The 1,660-nt window shown below is 35.4% G+C and carries 1 protein-coding gene; it reads left to right on the forward strand.

The genetic code is table 11. From position 1 onward, the window contains the following. Window positions 1-36: 36 nt before the first annotated feature. The coding region (locus GMD4S_RS08610; RefSeq protein ID WP_044130087.1) for a Spy0128 family protein at window positions 37-1,660 on the forward strand (1,624 nt) is incomplete at its 3' end.

Here is a 1,660-nt window from a genome sequence, read left to right on the forward strand (position 1 = left end):
GGGAATCTATCCCCAAAAATAAAGGAGGCAAATGTTGTGAAAAAGATTAATAAAAAACTTTCTCATGCATTCATGGCGCTATTGTTAGTAGCTTCAGTATTTATCCCAGTACTAAGAACTAGCAATGTGGTTAAAGCTGCTGAACTATCATCTAGTAGCTATACGCTAACGACAGTACCGACAATTAACAATAATAAGTTAGTTGATGGTGCAGAGTATGGTGAAGGGAAATTTTACCTTCAAACCACTTACAAATTCGACAACTCAACAACGTTGAAGAATGGTGACTTTATGGTTTATAAAGTTCCAAATGAATTCAAAATTGAATCAGATTCAACTACTGAAATCTTTGGTAACGATGGAGTCACTAAGGTTGCTGAGTTAACGACAAATAAGTCTGCAAATACAGCGACTGTAACGGTAAGTAACGAAGATTATTTTTCTAACTTACCTGAAGAGAAACAAATTTCGGCCTTATTTACTGTTGTATGGGCTGATAATGTTGAACTCAATAAATCGTATCCAATCGACATTCCTGGAGCAGGAGTATACAATTTGACTCGTATTGTTCCAGATGAGGATCTAACAGGATTCACTAAATGGGGAGTTCAAGATACGAACGATCCAAATTATATTAATTGGTATATTCGCGTAAACAAATATGCCAATCCTTATGAAGGTGTTTCGATTCAAGATACAATCCCTGAAGGACAAGTATTAGCTAGTGAGATTACAGGTTACTACTTTACTGAATGGGGTAAAGATGAGCATCATCCTCTTTTGAATCCAAGTCACATTGTTGTTCAAGATTCTAATCACTTCACTATTACTCCAAATGGTAATGGTGATCTAACCAATCAAGGTTTGTATGTAGTTTATAAGACTCGTATCACCGCACCAGTTGATAATACAACAAAGAAAGCTTTCAATAACGTTAAAATTACGACTTCAACTGAAAACTTTGATGTAGAAGGTTTTGCACCATTAACCACAACTGAAGGTATTAGTTCAGGTTCACGTTCTACAGAAGTTTCATTTGAGGTTTCTAAGCAGTTAAAAGGAAAAGACTTAGCTGCTGAAGAATTTAGCTTCCAACTACTTGATCCAAACGGATCAGTTGTGGAAACTGTTAAGAATGATAAAGATGGCAAAGTGAAATTTAAAGCCGTTAAATTCTCTACAGTGGGTACTTATAAGTATCAAATCAAAGAAGTTAATGATCAAAAACCAGGTTTTGCTTACGATGATAAGACCATTAACGCAGAAGTTACTGTAACAGATGTTTATGGTGAGAAGTTTGCAAGTGTTAAATATGACAATAAAGTTTTTGTAAATTCGTATTCTGTTAAATCTGCAACAACTTCAATTACTGCTAAAAAAGTCCTAAATGGTAAAACTCTTGAGGCAGATAAATATGAATTTGAATTGAAAGAAGGCGACAAACTTGTAGCTACAGCTAAGAATGCTGCAGACGGAACAGTTGCTTTCCCAGCGATTGAATACACTGCTGCAGGAACTCACACGTATACTATCACTGAAAAAGATGGTGGTGAAGCTGGTGTAACTTATGATAAAAATGCTTATACAGTAACAGTAAAAGTTGTAGACAATGGTCAAGGTCAACTTGTAGCAACAGTTACAGGTAATAATCCAACCATCA

The sequence above is a fragment of the Streptococcus sp. GMD4S genome (assembly GCF_000296955.1).